Raw genomic sequence first — 23049 nt, 5'->3', positions numbered from 1 at the left:
AGCGCCGTACCGCCGTTCACCCCTGAGGCGGCCCGGGCTCCGTGGGGACCTGTGCGCCGGGATCACGCGGGCCCCGGACGTCCAGGGCGCCTTCCGCGTACAGCGTCCGTACCGCCCGCTTGTCGTACTTGCCGACACTGGTCTTGGGCACCGCCTCGACGAACGACCACCGCTCCGGTATCCACCACCGCGCCACCCGCCCGGTCAGGAACTCCCGCAGTTCGTCCCCGTCCGTCTCGGCGCCGGGCACCAACGACACGCAAGCCAGCGGGCGTTCCTCCCAGCGCGGGTCGGGCACACCGACCACGATCGCCTCCAGCACCGCGGGGTGCTCGATGATCGCGTTCTCCAGCTCGATGGTGGAGATCCACTCACCGCCGCTCTTGATGCCGTCCTTGAGCCGGTCGCTGACCACCACCCAGCCACCCGGCTCGATCACTCCCAGGTCACCGGTGCGCAACCAGCCGTCGTGGAACTTCTCCGGAGATTCCTGGGTGTTGAAGTAGGAACCGGTGACCCACGGCCCGCGCAGCTCCAGTTCACCCACCGAGGTCCCGTCCCACGGCTGCTCGCTGCCGTCCTCCGCGATCAGCCGCACCTCGACGTAGGGCATCACCCGGCCGCTCTTGGCCAGCCAGCCGACCTCGTCCTCGTCCGGGGTGCCGTGCGGGGGGACCGCGAAAGTGGCCAGGGGGCTGGTCTCGGTCAGCCCCCAGCCCTGCATCAGACGTACCCCGTAGCGGTCCTTCAGTTGCTGGAGCAGGGCGCGCGGCGGGGTCGCGCCGCCGCAGCCCGCGAGACGAACGCTGCTCAGGTCCAGCGGGTGCTGTTCGCCGTGGTGCACCAGGCTGTTCCAGATCGTGCAGATCGCCGCAACCGCCGTGGGCCGCTCCTCGTTGATGATCCGGGCCACGTCCGGAGTGTGCAGCAGCCGGCCGTTCATGATCAGGTCGGAGCCCGCCAGCCAGGCGGCGTACGGCCAGCCCCAGGCGTTGGCGTGGAACATCGGCACGATCGGCAGGATCCTGTCGCCGTCGTTCATCGCGAAACCGGCGCTGGCCGAGACGCCGAGGGTGTGCAGGGAGATGGAGCGGTGGCTGTAGGCCACGCCCTTGGGGTCTCCGGTGGTGCCGGTCGTGTAGCAGAGAGCCGCCGCGTCCCGCTCGTCCAGGTCGGGCCAGACGAAGCCTGGCTGCTCGGCCGCCAGCAGCCCGTCCCAGCGGTGGACGGCGATGTGCCCGGGCACGTCCACATCCGGCGCGCCGCCTATGACGACCAGATGGCGCACGCTGCCCAGCCGGTCCCGCACGGGCGCGAGCATGTCCAGCAGGGTCGAGTCGACCAGGAGGACGGCGTCCTCGGCGTGCTCGACGACGTAACCCAACTGGTCATGATGCAGGCGCAGGTTGAGGGTGTGCAGGACGGCGCCCATGCTCGGTACGGCGAGATACGCCACCAGGTGCTCGGGTGTGTTCCAGGCCAGGGTGGCGACCCGCTCCCCCGGCCGCACCCCCAGCCGGGTCAGCGCCGCGGCCAGTCGCTCGGCCTGGCCGGCGATCTCGGCGAACGACTGCACGGAGCGTGCGGCCGGACCGTCGGCGCAGCGCACCACCCTGCTGTCCCCGTAGACGCGTTGCCCGTGCGCGAGGATGTCCCGGACCAGCAGCTCACGGTCCTGCATCGTGCTCTTCATGGTGCGGCCCCTTAGAGGTGCGCAGTCAGAAGGTGCCCCCGACGTCGAACGGCGGCTGCCACGCGTGCAGGAGCGCAGCCTTCGGAAGTCCCGGAAGCGGCGAACCCGCTCCCCCCGTTCCGGGCCGAACCTACGAGGGCCGGAACACCGGGTCAAGAGGGAGTGGGCCCGCCCACGCACGGAGCCCGCCCACGCACGGAGCCGGTCCACCCGGAGCCCGCCCACGCAGGGAGCCGGCCCCCCGTCGGCGGAGCCGGCTCCGGTGGTGGGTGACGGCGCCACACCGTCACCCACCGCTGCCTGGACGTGCGGTGGATCAGCCCTCGTACTGGATGGTGCCCAGCAGCGTGCAGGAGACGCTGGAGTGGTCCAGCAGGTTGACCCGGGCGTTCATCTTGCCGCTGCCGGTCGCGAACTGGTAATCACCGACCCCACCGGTGATCTTGAAGGTGCCGGACGGGTAGACGAGGTTGTCCTCCGTCAGAGGCGCGGAGAGCTGGTAGCTGACCCGGAGCTGGTCACCGTCGCTCTCCTCGATCGTCGCCGTCCCCCTGATGTCGTACTTGCCGGGTATGGTCACGGTGCACGCCTCCTCGACCTGTGTCCAGGTGCCGCCGTTCTGGATCGGCGCACCGGTCGCGGTCCCCGTCCCGAGCACCTCGAAGCCATGACAGCCCTCGGTGTCCGGATGCGTGGTCGCGACCACCGCGTAGCTCGCGGTGATGTTGACCGTGGGAAGCCAGGCGATGGACGGAGCGGCCGCACGGTCCGTCTCAGCAGCAAATGTGACGCCGGTCGTACCGCCGACGATCAGAGCTGCTGCGGCCGCCGTACTCGCCGTGCGCACCAACCAGCGATGGGCAAGTCCTGTCATGTTTCCCCCCGTGTATGTGCGATGAGTTTTCCAACTAGGCCTGCATGCAGGCCCGTTGAGGCAAGTCTCCCCGATCGACAGCCCTCCCGTCGAGGCATTAAGCCTTTTTTCGTACTTTCGGTTTGGGTTCTACGATTCGCTCTTCGCTCGCGGGAATGCACCGTTGCAGGCATGACGGCGGACAGCCCAGCGGGGAGGGTTTCCTTCCGGATGCTCCGGGAGCCGACGCGGTGGCAGACCGCAGGCCGGGGAGGAGGGAGGAGGCCGTACGCGGCGGAAGGAAGCACCCCGGGCAGGCGGGGGTGTGGTCAGCACCGCGTGCCCCGGTCCCGTCCTACCGAGTCACCACGGACCGGAGGACGGCCGGGCTCCGAGCATTGCCGACTCGGCCGGCCGAAGGGCGGCGGAGAGAGTGACGACCGTGCGGCAGGGGCTTTCTCACCGGAGAGCACGGCCCGCACGCTTTTGCATTCGCGTGGCGCCGAGAGGGCAAAAATTCAGCCAGCAGGGGGCCCGTCGAACATCCACCCACCCGGGAGAACGGGCGGCCCGCCCGTTCCCCGCCCGCTCAGGGGGTCGCCGCGGAGACCACGTAGACGACCGGCGCCGCCGGATCGGTCATGTTGACGGTGATGTTCTGCGTGGGTCGCGGGTCCTTGTTCTTGTGGACCGTTCCCGCCCAGTGGACGCCGGGGCCGAAGTACCACCCGGTGATCTTCATGTCCCGTTCGCCGATGGTGATCTTCCCGGTCTCCAGCGCGGCGCGGCCGGTACCGACACCACTCAGGAAGCGGTCGAGCCCGGCGGAGGTCGTACGGAACTTCACGTACATCCGGCTGGCTTTCCAGTTGTTCGTCTCGTAGTACTGAACGCCGACCGCATTGCCCGGGATGGGCAGTTCGAAGATCCGGCGCTGCATGCCTGACGGCCAGTCCTCGCGCAGCCCCTGGGCGGCGGCCTCCGCCTCCTTGTCCTTGCCGGATCGGCGGCTCTGTCCCGCGGAGATCACCAGGTAGCCGGCCGGGATGCCGATGAGCAGGACGATGATCGTCAGCGTGATCAGGCGCCGCCGGATCACCCTCCGCCGGTCCTGCGGAGGCCCGCCGTCCCCGGAGGAGCCGGCGGGCCCCGTGGAACCCGACGAGCCGGAGGAACCCGAGGAACCGGACGAGCCGGACGACCCCGAAGAGCCGGACGAAGGGGGCTGGCGCGGCACGATGTGGTGCTCGGCTGCGGTCATGGTCGGTGATCCCTCGAAGCTGCGGTACGGAGCGGGTGCGGGTGGCCGGGTGCCGCGGCGCGCGGCGCGCGGATCAGTCGGCGGTGCGGGTGCTGCGCGTGTTCCGGATGGTGCTCGCTGCCTGGTCGTAGAACTGCGCGTACCGCTCGTAGCGCTCGACCCGGCGGCGGTTGGTCCGCCGGAACCTCCGGGCGACCAGACGGGCGAGATCGGCGGCGCCGACCATACCCGCCTCGGGGCCGAGCTGAGCCTTCGCGATCCGCGCCTCGGGTCGGTAGCCGCGGCCGGTGAGGTGACGCTTGAAGGCGTCCCTGGCAGGACCGATCAGCAGGTCGTCGGCAGCGCTGACGCCGCCGCCGATCACGAAGCAGGACGGGTCCAGCGCGGCCGCGAGGTTGGCGATGCCGACACCGAGCCACTGGCCGATGTCCTGGAGGAGCTCGACGCACATCGCGTCACCCTCACGGGCCAGCTCGGTGATGAGCGGCCCGGTGATGTCGGGGATGTTGCCCTTGACCCGTTCGATGATGCCGTGGGCCACCGGGGAGTCCGCCGCGGCGAGCTCCCTGGCCTCGCGTACGAGCGCGTTGCCCGAGCTGTACTGCTCCCAGCAGCCGCGGTTGCCGCACGGGCAGCGGTGCCCGCCCGGCACCACCTGCATGTGCCCGAACTCACCGGCGACGCCGTACTTGCCGCGCTTGACGTGCCCGTCCTCCAGGATCGCGCCGCCGATGCCGGTGCCCAGCGTGATCATGACGAGATGGTCCTCGCCACGGCCGGCGCCGAAGCGCCATTCCGCCCAGGCCGCCGTGTTGGCGTCGTTGTCCACCATCACCGGGACCACCAGCCGGGAGGCGATGGCGTCGCGGAGGGGCTCGTCACGCCACGCGAGGTGCGGGGCGAACAGCACCTTGGAGCGGTCCGCGTCGACCCAGCCCGCCGCGCCGATCCCGACAGCGTGCACGTCGTGCCGGTCGGAGAGGTCCAGGACCAGTTCGACGATGGTGTCCTCGACGACCTTGGGGCTCTTGGACTTGTCCGGCGTCTCGGTACGCAGGGTCTCCAGGATGTTGCCGTCGGCGTCTACGACGCCGGCCATCACCTTCGTCCCGCCGATGTCGATGCCGACGGTGGGAACCCTCGGCGCCGTGAGGTGCGAGCGCCGCTCCCGGGTGCCGACGGTCCGCAGGACGGTCGCGCGGGCGGAGCCGCGGTGTGTGAAGTCGCGGTACGTGCTCATCGTCCCTGCGCAGGTCGGGGGGCCGGTCGGTCGTCCGTCCGGCGGCGGACGGCGCCCGCCATGCACGATTCTGCCATTCCCGCGCCCCCGGAACCGGTCTCCGGGCCGGGGGCGGGGGGTGCGGAAGGTGATTTACGGGGTGTCGTCATCGACCGGGTGCCCGCCGAGGTGGCCGGGTGACGGAGCCCGTTCCAGCTCGTGGCTGAGCTGGTCGAGCTCGCTCCCACCGGCCATCTGACGGGTCAGTTCGTCCAGTGTGACGTCGTCCTTGGTGTGGCTTCCGGACATCGCGCCGCGCTTGAGGAGCACGAAGCGGTCGCCCACGAGGTAGGCGTGGTGGGGGTTGTGCGTGATGAGAACCACGCCGAGCCCGGCGTCCCTGGCGGCCGCGACGTATTTGAGTACGACTCCCGACTGCTTGACGCCGAGCGCCGCGGTCGGCTCGTCGAGGACGAGGACCTTGGCACCGAAGTAGACGGCACGGGCGATGGCGACGCACTGACGCTCGCCGCCGGACAGGGTGCCGATGGGCTGGTCGACATCGCGGAGGTCGATGCCCATGCGGAGCAGCTCCGCGCGGGTCGTCTCACGCATCCGCCGCACGTCGAGCCGCTTGAACGGGCCGGAGCCCTTCGTCGGCTCCGAGCCGAGGAAGAAGTTGCGCCAGACCGGCATGAGCGGGACGACGGCCAGGTCCTGGTAGACGGTGGCGATGCCCCGGTCCAGGGCGTCGCGCGGGTTGACGAGTGTGGTCTCCTCGCCCTCGATCAGCAAGGTTCCCGCGTCGTGCCGGTGCAGCCCCGCGATGATCTTGATGAGGGTGGACTTGCCGGCGCCGTTGTCGCCGAGGACGCAGGAGATCTCCCCCGCGTGGACCTCCAGCGACACGTTCTCCAGGGCCTTGATGTTGCCGTAGTACTTGCTGACGTCGTCGAGCCGGACGAGCGCCGGACCGGCCGTGTCCCGGGGAGCCGGAGCCTGGGTGGCCGTCATTTCGTCGCCTCCGCGCGCTTGCGTACCCATGCGTTGAGCAGGGTGGCCAGGAGCAGCATCGCTCCCAGGAAGAACTTGAACCAGTCGGGGTTCCACTCCGCGTACACGATGCCCTTGCTGGTCATGCCGAAGATGATCGCGCCGACCGCGGAACCGATGGCGGAGCCGTAGCCGCCGGTGATCAGGCAACCGCCGATGACGGCCGCGATGATGTAGATCAGCTCGTTGCCGACACCCTCGCCGGACTGCACCACGTCGTAGGAGAACAGCAGGTGCTGTCCGGAGACCCAGGCGGCGAAGGCGACACCGAGGTAGAGCCCGATCCGCGTACGGATCACCGGCACGCCGACCGCGCGTGCGGCGTCGGACTCACCGCCGACGGCGAAGATCCAGTTGCCGAAGCGGGTACGGAGCAGGATCCAGGTGGCGATCGCGACGAGGGCCGCCCACCACAGGATGGTGACCTTCAGCTCGACGTCGCCGATGGTGAGGTGGGACGCGAAGACCTTACGGGCGGAGTCGAAGCCCTCCATGTTCCCGATGGCCTTGGTCGACACGGTGCCGCTGATCAGTTTGGTGAAGCCGAGGTTCAGGCCGGTCAGCATCAGGAACGTGCCGAGCGTGATGATGAAGCTCGGGAGTTTCGTGCGGGTCAGCATGAAGCCGTTGAACGCGCCGAAGCCGAGGGTGACCAGCAGCGACACGAAGACGCCCACCCAGACGTTCGCGGTCATCTGGTAGCTGAACATCGAGGAGATGAGCGCGGAGCTGGTCACCATCACACCGGCGGAGAGATCGAACTCTCCGCCGATCATCAGCAGCGCCACCGGCGCCGCCATGATCCCGATGGTGGAGGCCGCGTAGAGCACCGTGCCGAGGCTGGAGGCCTGCAGGAAGCTGTCGGCGACGATCGCGAAGAAGAGGAACACGGCCACCGCCCCGACGACCGAGCCGAGCTCGGGCCGGCCGAGCAGCTTGCGCAGCGGTGAGGTGCGCAGCAGCCGTTCGTCGGTGGGGGACGCCGCCGGTTGCCCGGTCGCTGTCATCGCGTGCCCCGATTCGTGTACTCCGCGAGCGCGTCGGCGTCCTCGGCGGTGATGATCTGCGGGCCGGTCAGGACGGGCAGGCCGCCGCCGAGCGCGTTCTGGTTGTAGCGGTGGAGCCAGAGCAGGTCGACGGCTTCGTACCCCTGGAGGTAGGGCTGCTGGTCGACGGCGAAGCCGAGGGATTCGTCCTGGAGGCCGGTGGCGACGCTCGCGTTGAGGTCGAAGGTGTCGATCTCGGCCTTGCTGCCCGCGGTCTGCTTCGCCTTGACGGCCGCCGCGGCGAACGGGGCGCCGAGGGTGACGACCGCGTCGATGCTCCGGTCGGAGTCGAGCTTCGCCTCGATGGATGCCTGGACGTCGGGCATGTTGGTGCCGTCGACGTAGAGGTTCTGCATCGTCCCGTCGAAGGTCTTCTTCGCCCCGCCGCAACGCTGCTCGTGGCCGACGTTGCCCTGCTCGTGCAGGACGCACAGCGCCTTCTTGCGGCCGCGCTTGTCCAGCTCGTCGCCGACGGCCTCGCCCGCGATGGACTCGTCCTGGCCGATGTGGGTGAGCGCGCCGAAGGCCTTGGACTCGGCGGAGCCCGAGTTCACCGTGATCACGGGGATACCGGCCTTGACGGCCTTGGCCACGACGGTCTTCATCGAGTCGGGCTTCGCCAGCGAGACGATCAGGCCGTCGACCTTCTTGTCGATCGCGGTCTGCACGAGCTCGGCCTGCTGCTGGCCCTCGTCGCTGTGCGAGTAGAGGAAGTTGATGTTGTCCTTGACGGCCGCCTGCTCGGCGCCCTTCTGGACGATGTCCCAGAAGGTGTCGCCGTCGCCCGAGTGGGTGACCATGGCGAACGTCCATCGGGGCGTGTTCACCGCGGACCGGCCTTCGGCGGCCGCTGCGGCGCGCTCCTCCGCCCGCTTGCCACCGGTGCTGCTGCATCCCGCGAGGGAGGCCGCCAGTACCGCTGCCAGAACGGCGCCCATCGCGCGTACCCCTGTCCGAACCCTTGCCACGACGCCGTGCCCTTCTAGTGCTGCTCGCAGTGCTGCCTGGTGAAGCCGGGGAGAGCGGACTCGCCGCCCGGCGGGCCAAGTATCCCCGAGCCCGGACCGGCCTCGCCCGGCAGGGGCGCGGGCCGCGCCCTCCCGCCGTTCTAACCACCTAGCATGACCGCGTCAATATTTTCGTCCGAACATCCTCACCGGGCGTCTGCCGGCCGGATGGTTCAGGGCCTGACCAGCAGCTGGAACTCGAAGGCGTACCGCGACGCCCGGTAGACGTGCGAGCCGAATTCGACCGCGCGGCCGCCGTCGTCGAAGGTGGTGCGCTCCATCGTCAGCAGGGGCGCCCCGGCGGGCTCCGCGAGCAGTTCACCTTCCTGCGCCGTCGCGGCGCGGGCACCCACGGACTGCCTGGCGCTGTGGAGGGTGATCCCCGAGGCGCGCATCATCCGGTACAGCCCGGTCGACTCCAGCCGCTCCGTGCCGAGGTCGAGCAGGCGCGGCGGCAGGTGGTTGCGCAGGAGGGCCACGGGCTCGTCATCCGCGTACCGCACCCGTTCGACGAGGTGGACGTCGCTGCCCTCCTCCACACCGAGTGCGGCGGCGACCTCGGGCGTCGCCGGCTCGACCGTGTTGCGCAGGACCCGGGTCGCCGGACTCCGGCCGGCCGTCTCCAGGTCGTCGTAGAGGCTGCTCAGTTCGAGCGGGCGCCTGATGCGGCTGTGCACGACCTGGGTGCCCACGCCGCGCCGGCGCACCATCAGGCCCTTGTCGACCAGCGACTGGATGGCCTGACGGACGGTGGGCCGGGACAGTCCGAGCCGGCCGGCGAGCTCCAGTTCGTTGCCGAGGAGGCTGCCGGGTGCGAGGCGCCCCTGTTCGATGGCCGCCTCCAGCTGCAGGGCCAGCTGGTGGTAGAGCGGGACCGGGCTGGTGCGGTCCACACCGAGCCCCAGGGCGGCGGAGTCGGCGGCGGGTTTGGGCACGGCACGGAGCGTACCCCGTACCGCCGCGCCGCACCCTGCTCTTTGTCAGGACATATAGTTGACAGTGCCCCTGCGGGGCGGCACGTTGGGTCCATGCGCATCGGACTCATCGGCACGGGCAGGATCGGTTCCTTCCACGCGGGCGTCCTGGCACGCCATCCCGCGGTCGCCGCCCTGGTCGTGACGGATCCGGACGCCGCTCGCGCCGCAGAAGTGGCGGCGCTCACGGGGGCCACCCCCGTCGCATCCGCCGACGAGGTTCTCGGTGCCGGGGTGGACGCGGTGGTGATCGCCTCGGTCACCTCCGCACACGCGGATCTCATCGGCCGGGCGGCACGGGCCGGTGTGCCCGCCTTCTGCGAGAAGCCGATCGCGCTGGACCTGGCGGGGACCCTGGGCGCGCTGCGCGAGGTCGACCGGGCGGGCACTGTGCTCCAGCTCGGTTTCATGCGCCGGTTCGACGCGGGATACGCCGCGGCGCGCGCCGCCGTGCGCGGCGGCACACTGGGCCGGCTGCACACCGTACGGGCGACGACCTCCGACCCCGCTCCCCCGCCCGCCGCGTATCTGCCGCTCTCCGGAGGGCTGTTCAGGGACTGCCTGGTGCACGACTTCGACATCCTGCGCTGGGTCACGGGCCGTGAGGTGACGGAGGTGTACGCCACGGGGTCGGACGCGGGCCCAGCGATGTTCCGCGAAGCGGGTGACGTGGACACGGCTGCGGCGCTGCTGACCCTGGACGACGGCACCCTGGTGACGGCGACGGCCACCCGGTGCAACGGAGCCGGTTACGACGTGCGCATGGAGCTGGCGGGCGAGCTGGGGCAGATCGCGGTCGGCCTCGACGACCGTACGCCGCTGGCCTCGGCCGAGCCGCAGGGCCCGCCCGCGCCGGCCAAGCCCTGGCCGGGTTTCCTGGAGCGGTTCGCCCCGGCGTACGAGGCCGAACTGGACGTGTTCCTCGGTGTCGTGCGCGGCGAGCTGGTGAACCCCTGCGACGGCCGGGAGGCCCTGCACGCGCTGCGCATCGCCGAGGCGTGCGAGCTGTCGCGCGCCCTTCGCCGTCCCGTGCGGATGACGGAGATCGCCGAGGCCTGAAGCCCGCTACCAGGCCACCGGCAAGCTCTGCGGCCCCCGGATCAGCATGCCGGTGCGCCAGGACAGCCGAGCCGGATCCGTGTCGAGCCGCAGCCCCGGGCAGCGCTCCAGGAGCGACCGGACAGCGATGCGGGCCTCGATTCGGGCCAGTGGCGCCCCCAGGCAGTAGTGGATGCCGTGCCCGAAGGCGACGTGCCCGCGGGCGTCCCGCGTGATGTCGAACCGGTCGGCGTCCGGGTAACGGGCGGGGTCACGGTCGCAGTCGGCCATCGCGACCAGGACGAGCTCGCCGCCGCCGGGGATCACCGTGCCCGAGACGTCGAGCGGCTCGGTGGTGAAACGGTACGTAGGGGTCTCGACGGGGCCCTCGTAACGGAGCGTCTCCTCGACCGCGTTGTCGATGAGCCCGAAGTCGGAGCGCAGAGCCGCCAGTTGACCGGGATGGGTCAGCAGGCTCAGGACGCCGTTGGAGATGAGGTTGACCGTGGTCTCGTGTCCGGCGACGAGCAGCAGCCAGGCCATTCCCAGGAGTTCGTCGGCGGAGAGCTGATCACCGTCGTCGTCCGACGTGTGGATCAACGCGCTCATCAGGTCGTCCCCCGGGGCCGCGCGCTTCTCCGCGACCAGCTCCGCCAGGTACCCCGTCATGGCGGCGGTGGCCCGGGCGCGCGCCTCTGCGTCCAGGGACGACACAGCGGTCTCGGACCATGCGCGGAACACCTGCCGGTCCAGGGACGGTACACCCAGCAGTTCGCAGATGACGGCCATCGGCAGAGGTGACGACAGCGCCTGGACCAGGTCGGCGCTCCGGCCGGGACCGCCGGTCATCGAGTCGAGGAGTGCGTCCGTCATCTCCTGGACACGCGGGGCGAGCCGTTCCATGCGGCGTGGGGTGAACTCCCGGGTCACGAGCCTGCGCAGCCGGGTGTGGTCCGGGGCGTCCGAGCCCAGCATGGACGTCCCCACGGAGACCTTGCGGACCCCCAGCGCGGGCGACGCCCTGCGCCAGTCCTTGGAGAGCCGCTGGTCGGCGAGGAGCGCCCTCCCCGCCTCGTACCCGACGACGAGCCAGGCCTGCGCGCCCTCCGGGATGCGGACCCGGTGCACCGGCCCGCGTGCGCGTAAGCGCGCGTAGACGGGATACGGGTCGCGGATGAAGTCGTCGCCGAGTGCACCGAGGTCGAGCAGGGCTTCCGTGGTCACCGTGGTTCCCTTCAGGTCGGCAGTGCCGAGAGAACGGTCCCCTGGGCCACCGCGCAGAGTCTCTCGGCCCTCTCGTCGTCCGCGGTGTACAGATCGCAGCGTACGACGGCCTGTCTGCGGCCCGTGTGGACGACGGCGGCGCGGGCGATCAGCGTACGTCCGCCCGCCGGACGGACGTACTGGATGGAGAAGCCGCCGGTCAGGACGGCGGCGCCGAGAGTCGTCCCCGCGGCGAAGGTCAGCGCGTTGTCGGCCGCGTAGGACAGCACTCCGCCGTGCAGGAACCCGTTCTGCTGGGTGAGCTCCTCGCGCACGTCGACTTCGAGGACGGCCGCGCCGTCCCCGAACTCCGTGATCCGCGCGCCGACGAGAGCGCTGAACGGCTGGCTGTCGAGGACCTGCTGGGCCATGTGGAAGGAGAGTTCGGTCATGGACGTCATCCCACATCACCAGCGCACCGGCAGACGGCGGACTCCCCGGAGCAGCATCCCGGGCAGCCAGTCGGGCTCCCCGCCGTCCGGGTCGCGCACCAGGCCGGGGCAGCGGTCCAGCAGTGCCCGGATGGCGATGCGGCCCTCCATCCTGGCCAGCGGAGCGCCCAGGCAGAAGTGGACGCCGTGCCCGAAGGCCAGGTGACCCTGCGCCTCGCGCCGGATGTCGAAGGTGTCCGGATCCGGATAGCGGCCGGGGTCGCGGTCCCCGGAGCCGAGGGCGACCAGGACCGCCTCGCCCTGCGGGATGACCACCCGGCCGATCGCGACGGGCTCACGGGTGAAGCGGAAGGTGGCCGTCCCGACCGGCCCGTCGTAGCGGAGCATCTCCTCGACCGCGCCGTCGGTCAGCTCCGGCCGGGCGCGGAGCAGGGCCAGCTGATCCGGGTGGTCGAGCAGGGCGCGTACGCCGTTGGCGATGAGGTTCACCGTCGTCTCGTGCCCCGCCACCAGGAGCAGGAAGGCCATGCCGATCAGCTCGTCGGGCGACAGCCGGCCGCCCTCGTCGTCACGTGCCTGGATCAGGGCGCTCATCAGGTCGTCGCCGGGGGCGCACCGCTTGTCCTCGGTCAGTTCCTCCAGGTAGGCGCCCATCGCGCGGACCGCCTCGCCCTCCTTCTCGGACGAGACGGGCGCCACGATGGCGTTGGAGAGGAGACGGAAGGCGTCCCGGTCGATGTCGGGTACGCCCAGGAGTTCGCAGATCACGGTCATGGGCAACGGGAAGGCGAACGCGTCGATGAGGTCGGCGCTCCCGGCCGGAACCATCGCGTCGAGCAGGTCGGCGGTGATCTGCTCGACCCGCGGGCGCAGCGCCTCGATCCGCCGGGCGGTGAACTCGCGCGCGACGAGTCCGCGCAGCCGGGTGTGGTGGGGGGCGTCCATCTCCAGCATGTTGGCGTTGATCGGGTTGCTCGACGCCGACCAGGCCTCCGTCGTCCGCCAGTCCTTGCTGAACCGCTGGTCCGCGAGGGCCGATCGGGCCTCCTCGTACCCGACGATCATCCAGACCCGCTCGAACTCGTCGGTACGGACCGGGTGCACCGGCCCCTCGGCGCGCAGCTCCGCGTAGTACGGATAAGGATTCGCACTGAAGTCCCGCGCCCCGCGCAGATCGACCACGGACATCGTCCCGCCCCCATTCTCCGGTCTGACCGGTTCAGCCTAGGTGGCGCCTCGTGTCCCGTCCTCGTCCTCATGGAGGAGACCCGCGTCATGCACCAACAGGGCGATCTGGACACGGTTGTTGAGCCCGGGTCCGGCGAGGATCCGGTGATGTCGACGACCCGGTCCCGTACGGTCCGGCGCGGTCTCCCCCGGTGGCCGGGCACCTCGTGGCCGTGCAGCACCGAGGGCAGCAGCCAGGGGTACTCCGTGCGGGTCATATCGACAGATCTACGCAGCGGGAAGGCGCTGCCTGGCCTTGCGCGGGAAGAGGGATGCCAGAGTCTCACGATCCACGACTTCCGTAGTCGCCCCGCAGACCGGTGGCCGACGCGAGCGCGAGCCGGTCCGCGCCAGGCTCGGCGCATGAAGAAATGCGTGGAGACGGGCGGGTTCGTCGTGTTCGCGCAGGGCGCCGCGGGGCTGCTGTGAGTGGACGGGCTGGTTCAGGCTGTGGGCCGTGGTGGCGAAGCTGGACTTCCTCGACGACCACGGGCTCTTCGTGAACCTCGTGCTGGTCGTGACGGGCGGTGCCGTGAGGGTCGCGGCGGACTCGATCAGGACGTGACGTCGGCGCGGCGGCGCCCCCACGCGGTGCCCGTCAGGACGAGCACCGCGCCCAGCACGCCCGTCACGCCCAGGCGCTCGCCCCCGAGGGCGATGCCCACCGCGGCGGCCCAGAGCGGCTCCGTGCCGAGCAGCAGGCTGACCCGGGACGGCGAGGTACGGCGTACCGACCACATCTGCACGAAGAACGCGAACAGCGTGCAGAAGACGGACAGGAAGAGCAGCCCGGCCCACTCGCCCGCGCCGAAGTCCGCCGCCACCGTCCACGGCGCCGCCCCGGTCCCGGGGACGGCGGCCAGGACGGCGAAGACGGCGACCGCGCTGCCCAGCTGCACCGTGGTCAGGGAGAGCGAGTCGGCGTCCTGGACCGCCTTGATGCGGGCCATGGCCAGGACGTGGACCGTACGCGCGAGAGCCGCGAGCAGCATCAGGAGATCGCCCGTCGAGGGGCTGGTGAAGCCACCGCCCTGCGTCAGCAGCACCACACCGGCGACGGAGAGGCCGGCGGCCGCGAGGAAGCCCGCAGGTGGCCGGACCCGGCTCACGGCCGCCTCGGCCAGCGGGGTGAAGATCATCGTGAGGCTGATGATGAGCCCCGCGTTGGTCGCCGAGGTGTGCACGACGCCGTACGTCTCCAGCAGGAAGATCCCGCTGAGCACGAGCCCCAGCAGGCCGGCGCCCCGCCACTGGGGGCCGCTCAGCGCCCGCAGTCCGCGCCACCCGGCGACGGCCAGGGCCGGCAGGACGATCGCGAAGCGGAGCACCAGGACGGCGATCACGGTGTGCGTCGTGGTGATGCCCTTGGCCGCGAGGTAGCTGGCACCCCAGACGGCGGCGACCAGCAGGAGCGGCAGGTCGGTGACCCACGCACGGCGGGGCGGTGCGAGGGCGGGCAGGACGGCAGAGGACACGTGGCTCTCCTGGTTCTCCACAGAAGCGATGTGGAGACCTCGCCGGCTCACACGGGAGCGGTCACCGTACCGAACGGCCGGGCCCTTCGGGAACCTCTGTCCACAGGGCGACTCGGCCACCTGTTCGCAGGGGTCGTCACGGGACGAAGCGGTCTCCCGCCGGTACCGGCTCCTCCTAGAATGTCGGTCTTGGGACGCTCGGACACACGGAGTTGGCACATGGGTGGAGCGCGGCTGGACGGACGGGTCGAGCGGGGGAACCAGACCAGGCAGCTGGTGCTGGGGCGCGCGGTCCACGTCGCCTCGACCGAGGGGCTGGAGGGCCTGTCGCTCGGCCGGCTGGCCACGGAGCTGAAGCTGAGCAAGAGCGGTGTGTTCGCACTGTTCGGCTCGAAGGAGGAGCTGCAGCTCGCCACCGTCCGCGCCGCCGTGGCCATCTTCGTGGAACACGTGCTGACACCGACCCGGGCGGCACCGCCCGGTCTGGGACGCGTCTGGCGGATGTGCGAGAGCTGGCTCTCCTACTCGCAGCGCCGGGTGTTCAGCGGTGGCTGTTTCTTCTACGCGACCATCGCCGAGTTCGACTCCAGGGAGGGCAAGGTGCACGACGCGCTGGCCTCCACGCAGACGGGCTGGGTCACCTTCGTGGAGGAGACCGTCGAGGAGGCCAGGGCGCGGGGTGAACTCGCCGCGGACACGGACGTCTCGCAACTGGCCTTCGAGCTCATCGCGTTCATGGAACTGGCCAACGCCGAGTCGGTCCTGCACAACAACAACCCCGGCTACACCAAGGCGGCGCGGGCCATCCTCGGCCGGCTGCACGCCGCGGCGCCCGACCCTGCCGTACTGCCGGCCGTCCCCTGAGAGAGGCGCCGCCCCGGAGACAGGCGGCCCGCCCCTCAGTCGGAGCGCGGGTCCGAAGGTCCGGTGTCGCCCATGGCCCGGCGGTCCTGGTCGGTCCACTTGCTGGTGTCCCGGGGAGTGACGTACGGCTCCTCCAGGTGCGGATGACCGCCGATGACGGCCCGCTCCCGGGCCGTCTCCGCATCGAATTCGAGCCCGAGCAGGACCGCCAGGTTCGTGATCCACAGCCAGACCAGAAAGATGATCACTCCTGCCAGAGCGCCGTAGGTCTTGTTGTACGAGCTGAAGTTGGCGACGTAGACGGCGAACACGGCCGAGACGGCCATCCAGATGAGCAGCGCCAGCAGACTTCCCAGCGACACGAACTTGAAGCCCCGGCCCTTGGCGTTGGGCGCCGCCCAGTACAGGATCGCCAGCATGACGGTCACCAGCACGACCAGGACGGGCCATTTCGCGATCGACCAGACGGTCATGGCCGTGTCGCCGACACCCAGCGCGGTGCCGAGCCGGCTGGCGAGTCCGCCCGACAGCACGACGATCAGCGCGCTCACACAGGCCAGCACCATCAGCACCAGAGTCAGTCCGACGCGGACCGGGAGCACCTTCCAGGCCGGGCGGCCCTCGGGCAGGTCGTACACGACGTTGGAGGTCCGCATGAACGCGGCCACGTAGCCCGAGGCCGACCACAGGGCCGCCGCCAGACCCACGATCGCCATCACCCAGCCGGTCCCACTGCTGGACTGCAGCTGCTTCACCGCGTTGCCGAGGACGTCACGCGCCGCGCCCGGGGCCAGTTTCCGGATGTTGTCCAGGACGGTCTGCGTGGCCGACTCGCCCGCGATACCGAGCAGCGAGACGAGGACCAGCAGGGCCGGGAACAGGGCCAGGATTCCGTAGTAGGTCAGCGCTGCCGCCCGGTCGGCGAGCTCATCCCGCTTGAACTCCTTCAGCGTGCGTCTCAGCACCGCCCCCCACGACGCCCTGCCGACCTTCGTGGGCGTGTCGGGTGCGTCCCGCTCCACCTGCGGGTCCGGACCGGCACCCGCCCTGCCCCCACCGGCGTCCGGGCCGTCCTGATTCCGATGTTCATGCGACATGAGGAGAAGACAACCGCAGGAACGCCCGATACGCGACCTTACGACCGGTTCGCACATCTGGATGGGCGAACCCCCCGCTGCCCGGCTCCTGTCACACCTCGGGGTCGAACGTCCCGAACCGCGCACGTCCCGCGGGCCGGTAGGTGTGGATCGCGATGCCGCTCCCGGTGGTCCGGGCACCGGTCAGCTCGAAGGCCGTCGGCTGCCCTCCGTCCGGGAACAGCCGCCTGCCGCTGCCCAGGTAGACCGGGTACACCAGGAGGTTGACCTCGTCGATCAGGTCATGGGCCATGAGGGACTGCGCGAGTGTGCCGCTTCCGTGGATCTGCAGCTCACCCTCGGCCGTCCGCTCCTTGAGCCCGGCGACCTCGGCGGGCACATCGCCCGCGACCACCGTGGTGTTCTCCCACACCGGGTCGGTGAGGGTGGTGGAGACGACGTGCTTGGGCAGGGTGTTGAGGCGTGAGGCGATGGGGTCCTGCGGGTCGGTGACCTGGGGCCAGTAGGCGGAGAAGATGTCGTAGGTACGCCGTCCGAGGAGAAAGGCGCCCGATCGGTCGAAGACCTCGTCCATGAAGTTCCCCATGCCTTCGTCCGCGAAGGGCACCAGCCATCCGCCGTACTCGAACCCGCCCGTGGTGTCCTCGTCGGGGCCTCCGGGTGCCTGCATCACGCCGTCGAGGGACACGAACGTGGTGAGAGTCAGCTTCGCCATGGTCCTGCTCCTTCCTGCCCCGGCGCCTCGGGTGAGGGACCCCGGCAGTCGTGGTGCTTCCACCTGTTGCGACCCCACTTTCGCCCCGGATTCACCGGTGCGCCCGGTGACCGCCCTCCGCCGTGCTGCACGACGGACGCCGAGAACCCGTTCTACGCTGGCAAGGACGGTCAGCGAACGAAACGGGAGACCATGAGCCAGACACCGCCTCCGGTCCGCAACCTCCACGACGGCAGCACCATCCCCGCGGTGGGCCTCGGTACCTGGCCGCTCGACGACGAGGCTGCCGAGAAGGCTGTCGCCGGTGCGCTGCAGCTCGGTTACCGGCTCGTGGACACCGCGCTGAACTACCGGAACGAGACCGGCACCGGCCGCGGGATCGCCCGCTCCGGAGTGCCGCGGCGGGAAATCCTCGTGACCACCAAGGTGCCCGGCCGCCACCACGGGTACGAGGAGACACTGGCCTCCTTCGAGGAGTCCCGGAGCAAGCTGGGGCTGGAGTACGTCGACCTGTATCTCATCCACTGGCCACTGCCCCGGGTGGACAGGTACGTCGACACCTGGAAGGCCATGATCAAGCTCCGCGAGGACGGCCTCGTGCGCTCCATCGGCGTCTCCAATTTCACGGCGGAGCACTTGGACCGGCTGGAGCGGGAGACGGGGGTGCTGCCCGTGGTGAACCAGATCGAGATGCATCCCCTGCTCCCCCAGGAGGACCTGCGGGCGGTGCACGACGCGAAGGGCATCGTCACGGAGAGCTGGAGTCCGCTGGCCCGGGGACGTCAGGTGCTGGAGGCCCCGGAGGTGATCGCCGCCGCCGAGGCCCACGGGGTGACCCCGGGCCAGGTCGTGCTGCGGTGGCACACCCAGCTGGGGGCGGTGCCGATCCCGAAGTCCGCCGACCCCGGGCGGCAGCGGGAGAATCTCGGCCTGTTCGGCTTCGAGCTGACCCAGCAGGAGCTGGACCGTATCGGAGCCCGGCCGTCGCACCGCTTCGGAGGGGACCCCGACACGCACGAGGAGTTCTGACGGCGCCGTGGATCACGGCGGCGGTCACCGGTTGCGCGGGGTGACCTCCGACATCCGGGACCAGTCGTCCCCGGGGACCTCGACGTTGATGATCTCCGGGACCTCGCTGACGAGCTCCGACATGGTGTCGATCGCGGCCTTGAAGTGCTCGGAGTTCACGTGCGCCACGCCCGCCTCCTGCGAGGCGAACGCCTCGAGCAGGATGAACTGGTCCGGGTTCTCGACGCTGTAGGACCAGTCGAAGAAGAGGTTGCCCGGCTCCTGGCGGGTGGCGAGGGTGAAGTCCTCGACAGCCGGCAGCCAGTTGTCCCGCTCTGCGGTACGCACGGTGAACTTGACGGCGATGAAGATCATGGCGACTCCTGGTCGGGGCGGCGACATCCCGACCAGGGTCCCATATCCCTACAGGCCGGGCATGAACCGGCACACCCTCCCGCGGCCCCCACACGGTGCGCGGGGGCTTCGTGATCACCGAGCGTGGGGAGGTCCGTGATCATTCGGACCCGCGCCCCGCCGGCGGTGTTTCCCGGCACCGCTGCCGGGGATCGCTGCCGGGCCGGGCCGAGGAGGGAGCTCAGTCACCCGTCACCCCGTCGGTCCGCTCACGAAGGAAGTCGGCGTGGCCGTTGTGACGGGCGTACTCCTGGATCATCAACACGTAGACGAAGCGCAGACTGAGGGAGACCCCGGGAGCGGACACGAAGGTCTCGTCGAGGCCACGCCCGGCGGCCACCAGGTCGCACGCTCCGATCTCGGCCCTGAAGAGTCCGAAGTCCCGCTCCGCATCGGCTGCGTCCACTCCCTTGAATCCCTCGTCGCCGTCCGCCGGGCCGGTGAAGACATCACCGACAGCCTCACCCGCGAGGCTCCGCCGGAACCACCATCGCTCCATCTCCGCCATGTGCCGGACCAGTCCGAGGAGAGTGAGGGGCGACGGTTCCACGGTCGTCCGCGCCAGTTGGGCGGGCTCGAGCCCGGCGCACTTGGCCAGCAGCGTTTCCCGGTGCCAGCCCAGCCAGCCCTCCAGCATCTGACGTTCAGTCACGGTACCCAAGGCGCCCAACTGCGTGGTGCGCTCGATCGATGGCGCTGTCCATGTCATGAATCGACCCTGCACTGCCGCGAGCCACCTCGCCACCGTATATCCTCCGGCGTGGCCGGAGGATTGACGCACACCGTGCGGCCCCCGGCCTCAGGTCACTGTCCGCCGAGCTCCTCGTGGCGGGCTGCCAGCCGCGCCGCGCCCTCGCCGGTCAGCGAGCCGAAGAGCCGCAGCCGGGAGATCCCGCCGTCCGGGAAGATGTCGATCCGGACGTGCGTGCCGCGCACGGGCCCCGGCAGGACGAAGCGGTGGTTGGTGTCGGGCTGGAGCCGGGTGCGGGGCAGAATCTCCGTCCGTTCGCCGTCCGCGCCGTCGCTGACCGAGATCGCTGCCCAGCCCGCCGCGTTGCCCTTGAGACAGGCGGTGTCGATCTCGACCGCCCGGATCTCCGACTGCTCGGCCAGCCGGTAGCGGATCCAGTCGTTCCCCTTGTCGCGCCGACGGCGGGTCTCCCAGCCGTCGTCCATCTTGCGGGAGCGGCCCGGCGCGATGGTGTTGGTGGCCGGGGAGTAGAAGCGGTCGGAGGCGTCCTCGACCTCGCCGCCGTTCTCCAGGGCGACCAGGTCGAACGTGCCGAGTGCGGCCAGCCATGCCGGGTCGGGCGCGACCTCACCGTGGACGCGCAGGCGGGCTATGCCGCCGTCGGGGTGCTGGTTGACCCTCAGATGTGTGAAGCGCTGCCCGGCGTCGACCGTGAAGCCGTTCGCCGCGTGGCCGCCGACGGCCGTACGGGGAACGAGGGTTGTCCACTTCACGTCGGGCGCGAGGAGGTCCTCGGGCGACGGGGAGCCGGGCAGCGAGGTGGCCTCGACGGAGACCGACTGCGGGTAGTTGCCACGGAAGTGCGCGGTGTCGACGATCAGCCCGCGCACCACACCAGCAGCGCCGAGGCGCACGAGGGCCCAGTCGTGGTCCTCGTCGGCGGGGTGCGGTTCGGCGGCGCTCGTGCCACGCCGGCGGCGGGTCTCCCAGCCGTCCATGATCTTGCCCTTGTGGCCGAAGCGCTCGGGGTCGAACTCGGCGGGCTCCGGTTTCAGCAGGTTCTCGCGCTCGGCGAAGAACTCGTCGTTGGCGGCGATGACACCGGCGCCGAGACGCCGGTCGGCGAGGTCCACGAGGTGGGTGAAGGGGAAGTCCGCGGTCCGGTAGTCGGCGTACGGGTCGCCTCCTCCGTACGGGCTCGCGTCGCCGGTGAAGTGCGGTACGGCCGTCATGGTCACTGGTTCCTCTCGAGGAGCCGGCCGGTGGGTTCGGCGAGTACGCCGTCGGCGGCGATCCGCGTGCCGCGCAGCCAGGTGGACCTGACGACGCCGTACAGGGTCTTCCCGGCATAGGCGGTGACCTGGTTGCGGTGGAAGAGCCCGGCCGGGTCGACGGTGAAGGTCTCGTCGGGGGCGAGTACGGCGAAGTCCGCGTCCCGTCCGGCTTCGATGGCGCCCTTGCGGGTGAGGCCGGCGAGTCCGGCGGGGGCGGCCGACATCCAGCGGACGACGTCGTCGAGGGTGTGACCACGCCGGCGCGCCTCGGTCCAGATGGCGGGCAGTCCGAGCTGGAGCGAGGAGATCCCGCCCCAGGCGGACGCGAAGTCGGGGGTCTTGAGGTCCGTGGTGCAGGGCGAGTGGTCGGAGACGACGCAGTCGATGGTGCCGTCGGCGAGCCCGGCCCAGAGCGCGTCCTGGTTGGCGGCCTCCCGGATGGGCGGACAGCACTTGAACTCCGTCGCTCCGTCGGGGACTTCCTCGGCGGTCAGGGTGAGGAAGTGCGGGCACGACTCCACGGTGACGCGTACGCCCTCGCGCTTGGCCGCGGCGATCAGCGGCAGGGCGTCGCTGGAGGAGAGGTGAAGGACGTGGACGCGGGCGTTCAGCCGCTTGGCGTGCGCGATGAGGCCCTCGATGGCGGCGTTCTCCGCGTCGCGGGGGCGGGAGGCCAGGAAGTCGGCGTACTTCTCCCCGCTCCGCTGCGGGGCGTCGGCCAGGTGGTGGGGATCCTCGGCGTGCACGATCAGCAGGCCGCCGAGGCCCGCGATCTCGGCCATGGAGCGGGCCAGCTGCTCCTGGTCCAGCTCGGGGAACTCCTCGACGCCGGAGGGCGAGAGGAAGCACTTGAAGCCGAAGACGCCGGCCTCGTACAGCGGGCGCAGGTCCTTGGTGTTGGAGGGGATCGCACCGCCCCAGAAGCCGGTGTCGATGTGCGCCTTGGGGGCGGCCACCCGCTGCTTCACGCGAAGGTGCTCGACCGTGGTGGTCGGCGGGAGTGAGTTGAGCGGCATGTCGAGCAGGGTCGTGATGCCACCGGCCGCCGCGGCGCGGGTGGCGGTCCAGAAGCCTTCCCACTCGGTGCGGCCGGGGTCGTTCACGTGGACATGGGTGTCGACGAGCCCCGGCAGCAGGACGTCGTCACCGAAGTCCTCCACGCGGGCACCACCGGGCACCTCGGAGTCGTACGGCAGGACCGCCTCGATCTCCCCGCCGGCGACGAGGACCGCTGCGGCGCGAGTGCCCTCGGGGGTGACGACGCGCGTCGAGCGGAGTACCAGCTTCACGTCCACACCGGACACCTGTGCTCCTCATGCAGATTCAACGATTTGTTGAAGGAGTCTTCACTCGGGGGAGCGGCCCGTCAAGACCCGCCCCCCTCTCGCGGCGGCCAGTGGACCGTCGACGACCCCCCTTGGAGATTTCCACGAAGTAAAAGTTCATTTTCGACAGGCGGAACGTAGAATGGGCCAGGAGCGGCACCACCGCGTTCCGCGCCGAAGGCGGCCCGGAACGCCGACACCGGGACAAAACAGGCCCTGACCGGCAAGGACGCCGCACCGGGAGCAGTGGGCCGATCGGGAACAGCCCGGTAGGCTGCTGCCTTGCCCTCCGCTTCGAAAGGACCGTTGACGTGCCGCCGTCCCACGCCAGCACATCCGACTCCAAACCCGCCGGTCCCACGGGCGGCGTGCAGTCCCTCGAGCGCGCCTTCGATCTGCTGGAGCGCATGGCGGACGCCGGGGGCGAGGTCGGGCTCAGCGAGCTCTCCGCGAGCAGCGGGCTCCCCCTCCCCACCATCCACCGGCTGATGCGCACCCTGGTCGTGTGCGGTTACGTACGCCAGCAGCCCAACCGGCGTTACGCACTGGGCCCGCGCCTGATCCGCCTGGGCGAGTCGGCGTCCCGACTGCTGGGCACCTGGGCGCGGCCGTACCTCCAGCGGCTGGTCGAGGAGACCGGCGAGACGGCGAACATGGCACTGCTCGACGGGGACGAGATCGTGTACGTCGCCCAGGTGCCCTCGAAGCACTCGATGCGGATGTTCACCGAGGTCGGCCGGCGGGTCCTTCCCCACTCCACCGGCGTCGGCAAGGCCCTCCTCGCGCACACCCCGGCGGACGAGGTGCGCGCCCTGCTGGCCCGTACGGGAATGCCTGCGGCCACCGAGAAGACGATCACCACGCCGGACGGCTTCCTCGACGCGCTGGAACAGGTGCGGAGGGCGGGTTACGCGGTGGACGACAACGAGCAGGAGATCGGGGTCCGCTGCCTCGCGGTCTCGGTACCGGACTCCCCCACCTCGGCCGCCATCTCCATCTCCGGGCCCGCGGGCCGGGTGACGGAGACGGCGACCGAGCGGATCGTGCCGATCCTGCAGCAGATCGCGAAGGAGCTCTCCGAAGCCCTGGCGAGCAGCACCGGCCAGGCGGGCTGACGCCGGGCGCGCCCACGGGCCTCTCCTCGATCCGACGCGCCCTCA

22 protein-coding genes and 1 pseudogene are annotated in these 23049 nt (G+C 70.6%); 4 read left to right on the top strand and 19 right to left on the bottom strand.

Annotated elements, in window-relative coordinates:
* Positions 1-16: 16 nt before the first annotated feature.
* From OO67_RS14690 to OO67_RS14655, 8 genes are all read right to left on the bottom strand, one after another.
* Positions 17-1693, bottom strand: coding sequence for a long-chain fatty acid--CoA ligase (locus OO67_RS14690; protein WP_033300403.1), 1677 nt, complete (start codon positions 1691-1693; stop codon positions 17-19).
* A 316-nt stretch (positions 1694-2009) separates the two neighbouring features.
* Positions 2010-2567 (bottom strand): hypothetical protein, encoded by a 558-nt coding sequence (locus OO67_RS14685; RefSeq protein ID WP_157841670.1) that lies wholly within the window; start codon positions 2565-2567, stop codon positions 2010-2012.
* 568 nt (positions 2568-3135) lie between these two features.
* Complete coding sequence (locus OO67_RS14680; protein WP_208861013.1) at positions 3136-3807, bottom strand: hypothetical protein; 672 nt, start codon at positions 3805-3807, stop codon at positions 3136-3138.
* Positions 3808-3880: 73 nt separating this feature from the next.
* On the bottom strand, positions 3881-5047 hold the full coding sequence (locus tag OO67_RS14675) for an ROK family glucokinase (protein ID WP_033300401.1): 1167 nt from the start codon (positions 5045-5047) through the stop codon (positions 3881-3883).
* A 132-nt stretch (positions 5048-5179) separates the two neighbouring features.
* Positions 5180-6040 carry an ATP-binding cassette domain-containing protein gene (locus tag OO67_RS14670; RefSeq protein ID WP_033300400.1) on the bottom strand — a complete coding sequence of 287 codons (861 nt, stop codon included), beginning with the start codon at positions 6038-6040 and terminating at the stop codon, positions 5180-5182.
* Positions 6037-7086, bottom strand: a complete 1050-nt coding sequence (locus OO67_RS14665; RefSeq protein ID WP_033300398.1) for an ABC transporter permease — start codon at positions 7084-7086, stop codon at positions 6037-6039. Before OO67_RS14665 ends, OO67_RS14670 begins: the two co-directional genes overlap by 4 nt.
* Entirely contained in the window at positions 7083-8093 is a 1011-nt protein-coding gene (locus OO67_RS14660) for a substrate-binding domain-containing protein (protein ID WP_449479676.1), read from the bottom strand. Before OO67_RS14660 ends, OO67_RS14665 begins: the two co-directional genes overlap by 4 nt.
* Positions 8094-8305: 212 nt before the next feature.
* Positions 8306-9067 carry a GntR family transcriptional regulator gene (locus tag OO67_RS14655; RefSeq protein ID WP_033300394.1) on the bottom strand — a complete coding sequence of 254 codons (762 nt, stop codon included), beginning with the start codon at positions 9065-9067 and terminating at the stop codon, positions 8306-8308.
* 93 nt (positions 9068-9160) lie between these two features.
* Here OO67_RS14655 and OO67_RS14650 point away from each other — a divergent pair, with 93 nt between their 5' ends.
* Positions 9161-10165, top strand: coding sequence for a Gfo/Idh/MocA family protein (locus OO67_RS14650; protein ID WP_033300392.1), 1005 nt, complete (start codon positions 9161-9163; stop codon positions 10163-10165).
* A gap of 6 nt (positions 10166-10171) precedes the next feature.
* Here the strand turns inward: OO67_RS14650 and OO67_RS14645 are convergent, their stop codons facing one another.
* The 5 genes and pseudogenes from OO67_RS14645 to OO67_RS14625 form a co-directional block, all read right to left on the bottom strand.
* Positions 10172-11368 carry a cytochrome P450 family protein gene (locus OO67_RS14645; RefSeq protein ID WP_033300391.1) on the bottom strand — a complete coding sequence of 399 codons (1197 nt, stop codon included), beginning with the start codon at positions 11366-11368 and terminating at the stop codon, positions 10172-10174.
* An 11-nt stretch (positions 11369-11379) separates the two neighbouring features.
* Positions 11380-11799, bottom strand: coding sequence for a PaaI family thioesterase (locus OO67_RS14640; protein WP_033300448.1), 420 nt, complete (start codon positions 11797-11799; stop codon positions 11380-11382).
* A 15-nt stretch (positions 11800-11814) separates the two neighbouring features.
* Positions 11815-12987, bottom strand: a complete 1173-nt coding sequence (locus OO67_RS14635) for a cytochrome P450 family protein (protein ID WP_033300390.1) — start codon at positions 12985-12987, stop codon at positions 11815-11817.
* A gap of 36 nt (positions 12988-13023) precedes the next feature.
* Positions 13024-13131 (bottom strand): annotated as a pseudogene (locus OO67_RS39700) (DNA-binding response regulator); the annotation flags it as partial.
* Between the two features lie 449 nt (positions 13132-13580).
* Positions 13581-14501, bottom strand: coding sequence for a DMT family transporter (locus OO67_RS14625; protein ID WP_033300389.1), 921 nt, complete (start codon positions 14499-14501; stop codon positions 13581-13583).
* A gap of 219 nt (positions 14502-14720) precedes the next feature.
* Here OO67_RS14625 and OO67_RS14620 point away from each other — a divergent pair, with 219 nt between their 5' ends.
* Positions 14721-15365 carry a TetR/AcrR family transcriptional regulator gene (locus OO67_RS14620; protein WP_033300388.1) on the top strand — a complete coding sequence of 215 codons (645 nt, stop codon included), beginning with the start codon at positions 14721-14723 and terminating at the stop codon, positions 15363-15365.
* A 35-nt stretch (positions 15366-15400) separates the two neighbouring features.
* Here the strand turns inward: OO67_RS14620 and OO67_RS14615 are convergent, their stop codons facing one another.
* Positions 15401-16462 carry a YihY/virulence factor BrkB family protein gene (locus OO67_RS14615; RefSeq protein WP_033300387.1) on the bottom strand — a complete coding sequence of 354 codons (1062 nt, stop codon included), beginning with the start codon at positions 16460-16462 and terminating at the stop codon, positions 15401-15403.
* Positions 16463-16553: 91 nt separating this feature from the next.
* Complete coding sequence (locus OO67_RS14610) at positions 16554-17177, bottom strand: dihydrofolate reductase family protein (protein WP_033300386.1); 624 nt, start codon at positions 17175-17177, stop codon at positions 16554-16556.
* A gap of 192 nt (positions 17178-17369) precedes the next feature.
* Here OO67_RS14610 and OO67_RS14605 point away from each other — a divergent pair, with 192 nt between their 5' ends.
* Positions 17370-18206, top strand: coding sequence for an aldo/keto reductase (locus tag OO67_RS14605; RefSeq protein WP_033300384.1), 837 nt, complete (start codon positions 17370-17372; stop codon positions 18204-18206).
* A 24-nt stretch (positions 18207-18230) separates the two neighbouring features.
* Here OO67_RS14605 and OO67_RS14600 read toward each other — a convergent pair whose 3' ends face one another.
* The 4 genes from OO67_RS14600 to allB form a co-directional block, all read right to left on the bottom strand.
* On the bottom strand, positions 18231-18560 hold the full coding sequence (locus OO67_RS14600) for a putative quinol monooxygenase (protein WP_033300382.1): 330 nt from the start codon (positions 18558-18560) through the stop codon (positions 18231-18233).
* A 220-nt stretch (positions 18561-18780) separates the two neighbouring features.
* Positions 18781-19308 (bottom strand): DinB family protein, encoded by a 528-nt coding sequence (locus tag OO67_RS14595; RefSeq protein WP_033300447.1) that lies wholly within the window; start codon positions 19306-19308, stop codon positions 18781-18783.
* Between the two features lie 95 nt (positions 19309-19403).
* Positions 19404-20522 carry an allantoicase gene (alc, locus tag OO67_RS14590; RefSeq protein ID WP_033300380.1) on the bottom strand — a complete coding sequence of 373 codons (1119 nt, stop codon included), beginning with the start codon at positions 20520-20522 and terminating at the stop codon, positions 19404-19406.
* A gap of 2 nt (positions 20523-20524) precedes the next feature.
* On the bottom strand, positions 20525-21868 hold the full coding sequence (gene allB / locus OO67_RS14585; RefSeq protein ID WP_033300378.1) for an allantoinase AllB: 1344 nt from the start codon (positions 21866-21868) through the stop codon (positions 20525-20527).
* Between the two features lie 332 nt (positions 21869-22200).
* On the opposite strand from allB, the gene OO67_RS14580 reads away from it, so the two are divergent.
* Positions 22201-23004, top strand: a complete 804-nt coding sequence (locus OO67_RS14580; RefSeq protein ID WP_033300377.1) for an IclR family transcriptional regulator — start codon at positions 22201-22203, stop codon at positions 23002-23004.
* Positions 23005-23049 lie beyond the last annotated feature (45 nt).

This window comes from Streptomyces atroolivaceus (assembly GCF_000717025.1).
Lineage (GTDB): Bacteria > Actinomycetota > Actinomycetes > Streptomycetales > Streptomycetaceae > Streptomyces > Streptomyces atroolivaceus.
This window is presented reverse-complemented; position numbering and strand designations above follow the sequence as displayed.

Excerpts from the sequence above, each read along its gene's own strand:
- OO67_RS14690 (WP_033300403.1), bottom strand. The coding sequence starts at position 1,693 with ATGAAGAGCACGATGCAGGACCGTGAGCTGCTGGTCCGGGACATCCTC.
- OO67_RS14685 (WP_157841670.1), bottom strand. The coding sequence starts at position 2,567 with ATGACAGGACTTGCCCATCGCTGGTTGGTGCGCACGGCGAGTACGGCG.
- OO67_RS14680 (WP_208861013.1), bottom strand. The coding sequence starts at position 3,807 with ATGACCGCAGCCGAGCACCACATCGTGCCGCGCCAGCCCCCTTCGTCC.
- OO67_RS14675 (WP_033300401.1), bottom strand. The coding sequence starts at position 5,047 with ATGAGCACGTACCGCGACTTCACACACCGCGGCTCCGCCCGCGCGACC.
- OO67_RS14670 (WP_033300400.1), bottom strand. The coding sequence starts at position 6,040 with ATGACGGCCACCCAGGCTCCGGCTCCCCGGGACACGGCCGGTCCGGCG.
- OO67_RS14665 (WP_033300398.1), bottom strand. The coding sequence starts at position 7,086 with ATGACAGCGACCGGGCAACCGGCGGCGTCCCCCACCGACGAACGGCTG.
- OO67_RS14650 (WP_033300392.1), top strand. The coding sequence starts at position 9,161 with ATGCGCATCGGACTCATCGGCACGGGCAGGATCGGTTCCTTCCACGCG.
- OO67_RS14640 (WP_033300448.1), bottom strand. The coding sequence starts at position 11,799 with ATGACCGAACTCTCCTTCCACATGGCCCAGCAGGTCCTCGACAGCCAG.
- OO67_RS14635 (WP_033300390.1), bottom strand. The coding sequence starts at position 12,987 with ATGTCCGTGGTCGATCTGCGCGGGGCGCGGGACTTCAGTGCGAATCCT.
- OO67_RS14620 (WP_033300388.1), top strand. The coding sequence starts at position 14,721 with ATGGGTGGAGCGCGGCTGGACGGACGGGTCGAGCGGGGGAACCAGACC.
- OO67_RS14615 (WP_033300387.1), bottom strand. The coding sequence starts at position 16,462 with ATGTCGCATGAACATCGGAATCAGGACGGCCCGGACGCCGGTGGGGGC.
- OO67_RS14610 (WP_033300386.1), bottom strand. The coding sequence starts at position 17,177 with ATGGCGAAGCTGACTCTCACCACGTTCGTGTCCCTCGACGGCGTGATG.
- OO67_RS14605 (WP_033300384.1), top strand. The coding sequence starts at position 17,370 with ATGAGCCAGACACCGCCTCCGGTCCGCAACCTCCACGACGGCAGCACC.
- OO67_RS14600 (WP_033300382.1), bottom strand. The coding sequence starts at position 18,560 with ATGATCTTCATCGCCGTCAAGTTCACCGTGCGTACCGCAGAGCGGGAC.
- OO67_RS14595 (WP_033300447.1), bottom strand. The coding sequence starts at position 19,308 with ATGACATGGACAGCGCCATCGATCGAGCGCACCACGCAGTTGGGCGCC.
- alc (WP_033300380.1), bottom strand. The coding sequence starts at position 20,522 with ATGACGGCCGTACCGCACTTCACCGGCGACGCGAGCCCGTACGGAGGA.